Origin of the sequence: Micromonospora sp. ATA51, assembly GCF_016802855.1 — a bacterium.
In the GTDB taxonomy this organism is placed as follows: domain Bacteria; phylum Actinomycetota; class Actinomycetes; order Mycobacteriales; family Micromonosporaceae; genus Micromonospora; species Micromonospora sicca.
In genome coordinates this window covers 1-3,384 of sequence record NZ_JAEVHJ010000490.1, presented here as the reverse complement: position 1 = coordinate 3,384, position 3,384 = coordinate 1, and the positions used below count along the sequence as shown (strand labels likewise).

Annotated in this window: 4 protein-coding genes; 2 read left to right on the top strand and 2 right to left on the bottom strand. The window is 75.4% G+C overall.

Going from position 1 to position 3,384, the window contains the following annotated elements; genetic code table 11:
• Positions 1–598 precede the first annotated feature (598 nt).
• Positions 599–1,486, top strand: coding sequence for a phosphatase PAP2 family protein (locus JNW87_RS36500; RefSeq protein ID WP_201749926.1), 888 nt, complete (start codon positions 599–601; stop codon positions 1,484–1,486).
• Here the strand turns inward: JNW87_RS36500 and JNW87_RS36495 are convergent.
• Positions 1,483–1,938, bottom strand: coding sequence for a YbhB/YbcL family Raf kinase inhibitor-like protein (locus JNW87_RS36495; protein WP_109804769.1), 456 nt, complete (start codon positions 1,936–1,938; stop codon positions 1,483–1,485). The genes JNW87_RS36500 and JNW87_RS36495 overlap by 4 nt on opposite strands.
• Positions 1,939–2,039: 101 nt before the next feature.
• Here JNW87_RS36495 and JNW87_RS36490 point away from each other — a divergent pair, with 101 nt between their 5' ends.
• Positions 2,040–2,711, top strand: coding sequence for a maleylpyruvate isomerase N-terminal domain-containing protein (locus tag JNW87_RS36490; protein ID WP_109804770.1), 672 nt, complete (start codon positions 2,040–2,042; stop codon positions 2,709–2,711).
• Positions 2,712–2,775: 64 nt separating this feature from the next.
• Here the strand turns inward: JNW87_RS36490 and JNW87_RS36485 are convergent.
• The coding region (locus JNW87_RS36485) for a DUF1028 domain-containing protein (protein WP_238455279.1) at positions 2,776–3,384 on the bottom strand (609 nt) is incomplete at its 5' end.

Below are 3,384 nucleotides of genomic sequence, written 5' to 3'. Positions count from 1 at the left end.
ATGAGCGTTCTCCTCGGAGGATAGGGCCCCGACGGCCGGGAGCGCTCCCATCATAGGCAGGGGTTGCCGTGCCCCGATCCCGCGGGTGGGCGCAGGGCGGACGTCGCCATGGCGTACGTCGACTACGGGAACCTTCCCCAACGGGCGAGCGCTCCCGGCGGACGGGCAGCCGGCCCCGCCCGTCCGCCCGCCCGACCGGGCCCTTGGGGAACTGGAGCAGCCCGGTCGGCGGGATGGCCTGATTCGCACGGTCAGGCCGGGTGGGCCGGCCGTCCGGACGAAGCAGCGGACCGGCCGGCCCACCGCTCCGTCCGGAGACGAGATTGCCGCGAAAAAGTCCGCGAAAATCCGCGCTGCACGGGATCACACGGCGGCGGTGGACGGAGTAACGTACATCACCAAGAGAGGCCGCTCCCCCCGTGGCGGCCTCTCTTCACGTCCGGCGCCGGCTGGTCCCGACCGGCCGGACGCCGCAGCTCCGCCGGCCGGCCGGCAGCGCCCGACCCGGCCCGCTCCGACCACCTCCGCGGCCCGCCGGCACGGCGACCGTGGTCTGCCGCGCTCCCGCCGAGCGCCGACCCGAGCCGGCCGTTACGGTGTGCGGGTGCGCGAGACGGCGAGGGGTTGGACGGCGGTCTGGTTGGTCGTACTGGCCCTGGCGCAGGCGGCCGCCTTCCTCGTGGTGTGGCGGCTCGCCCTGCACACCGAGGTCGGCCAGTGGCTCGACACCGTGGCGCTCACCGGCAACCGGATCGGCCAGGAGCGGATCGACGGGCCGGTGGGCCGGATCCTCAACGCGATGTCGGCGGTGTCCCTGCTGGTGGCCACCGCGGTGATCGGCTTCATCGCGCTGATCCGGGGGCGCAAGGCCCTCGCGGTCACCGCCACCCTGCTGATCGCCGGCGCCAACGTCAGCACCCAGTTGCTCAAGCAATTCCTGACCCGGCCGGACTTCGGGGTCGACCCGGAGCGGGCGGCGGCGGGGAACAGCCTCCCCAGCGGACACACCGCGGTGGCCGCCTCGGTAGCGATCGCGCTGATCCTCGTGCTGCCGCCCAAGGTGCGGGTCGTCGGCGCCTTCCTCGGCGCCGGGTACGCCGCCGCCGCCGGGGTGGCCACCCTCTCTGCCGGCTGGCACCGACCGAGCGACGCCGTGGCGGCGTTCCTCCTGGTCGGGGCCTGGGCGGCGGTGGCCGGCCTGGTCCTGCTCCTCTTCCAGCGGGAACGGGCGGCGATCTCCCCGCAGGACGCGCACCGGGCGGCCGCCGCCGTCCTCGGCATCGGCGGGGTGCTCGCCCTCGTCGCCTCCGCGCTCGCCCTGTCCTGGCTGGTCGACCTCCCCGAGGTTCCCGCCGACGAGCTCTCCCGCCGCCCCCTCTTCGTCGGGTACGCGGGCAGCGCGGCCGGCATCGCCGGGACGATCGCCGTGGTGGCCGCGCTGGTCCTCGCGGTGGTGCACCGCCTGGTGCCCCGGCACAAGGGTTAGCTGCGGTAGTAGGTGCCGACCATCGTGCCGCTGGCGATCTCCTTGTCGGTGAGCGCGCGGTGCACGTCGGTGGCCTGGGGCGCCTCCGGCAGGTCCAGGGGGCGCTCCAGCGCGTAGAGGCGGAAGAAGTACCGGTGCGGGTCCTCGTGCAGTGGCGGGTGCGGGCCGCCCCACCCGGTCGTACCGAAGCCGTTGGGCCACTCGCGGCCGCCGTTCGGCACCGCGCCCTCGGCGACCCCGCCGGATCCCGGCGAGATCCCGGTCACCAGCCAGTGCAGGAAGGGAGCCTTCCCGGCGTCCGGGTCCTCGACGATCAGGATCAGCTCCTCGGTCGCGTCGGGGACCTGGGACCACTGCAGCGGCGGCGAGACGTTTCCGCCTTCCCGGGAGAAGCGCCCCGGTAGCAGGTCGTGATCGTTGAACGCGGTGCTGCGCAGCATGATGCCGGCCATTCGATGCCCCCTTTCGTCCACCGGCGCGTACCCGGCCCGGGGGTGCCGAAACGGCCGCGTGAGAAGGTACGCCCGGCGAAGCGGATGATCGGGGAGGACGGATGGACGAGGTGCGGACGGCGTTTCGGGACGAGTGCGCCTGGCTGGCGGAGATCTTGCGAGGGCTCGACGAGGCGGACCTCGACCGACCCACCCCCTGCCCGCCGTGGAACGTCCGGGACCTCGTGGCGCACGTCCGCACCGGCGCCGGCCGCCTCGTCGACATGCTCGCCGCGCCCGCCCCGGACCGGGCGGAGGTGGATGCCGCCGGCTACTTCGGCGCCGCCAAGTTCACCCCGGAGGTGGACGGCGCCAGGATCGACAGTGCCCGGCGGGAGGCGTGCGAGCGGCCCGGCGTACCGGAGGTGGCGGCGGACTTCGCGCGGGCCTGGCAGGCCACCGACGAGGCCGTGGCCGCGCAGCCGCCGGGCCGGCTGGTCCACACCCGACACGGTGACGCGATGACCCTGACCGAGTTCCTGCGGACCCGGGTGGTGGAGGTCGGCGTGCACGGCCTGGACCTGGCCGACGCGCTGGACCGGCGGCCGTGGCTGACCCCGACGGCCGCCGCGGTGGTGGCCGACCTGCTGACCGGCGGCCGCCCCGTCCCGGCCGGGCTCGACTGGGACCCGCTGACGGTGATCCGCAAGGCCACCGGCCGGTCCGGCCTGACCGACCGGGAGCGGACCCTGGTCGAGGAGGCGGGCTTCCGCTGGCTTTCCTTCGGCGGCTGACCCGGTCCGGGCCTCCATTGTCGACCGCGGTCGCCGACCTCGCGCGGTCCTACGTGGTGCGGGGTCAGTCGCCGGTGCGGGCGGCCGGGACGTGCGGCGCGGTGCGGCGCAGGTGGTCCAGCACGATCGGGTCGATCCGGCCGGGCACCAGCCGCTCCTCGAGGTTCTCCACGCCGGCCCAGGACGCCAGCGCGTCGTCCAGCCCGGCCGGACCCACGGGGTGACCGACGGCGGCCAGCAGCGCGGCGACATCGTCGGCGAGCGGGCCGGCCAGGTCCCGCAGGGTGGCCGGATCGGGCTTGCCGAAGAGCAGGGTGTGCGTGTCGAGCAGCCGCCCCAGCTCGGTCACCGGGTCGGGGTGGTCGTCCACCCGCAGGTCGACGACGGTGTCGCCGGTGCCGGCGTACCCGCCGTGCCGCTCGACCACCAGCAGCCCGGCGCTCTGCCGGCCCCGCCGGTCGCCCCCCGCGCGGTCGCCGGCGTGCAGCGCGGCGAGCAGCCGCTGCGGGAACGGCAGGCCGGCGCCGCCCAGCCAGGCGTCCCGGACCGCGTCGATGACGTGCGGTCCGGCGAGGATGTTGTGGGCCTGGATGTCGAACGGCGACGCGTACGCCTTCGGCAGTCGGTAGCCGCGCGCGGCGAGCAGGTCGCGCAGCCGGTCGGGGTAGTCGGT

Coding starts and splice junctions, on each gene's coding strand:
- JNW87_RS36495 (WP_109804769.1), bottom strand. CDS start 1,938: ATGGCCGGCATCATGCTGCGCAGCACCGCGTTCAACGATCACGACCTG.
- JNW87_RS36490 (WP_109804770.1), top strand. CDS start 2,040: ATGGACGAGGTGCGGACGGCGTTTCGGGACGAGTGCGCCTGGCTGGCG.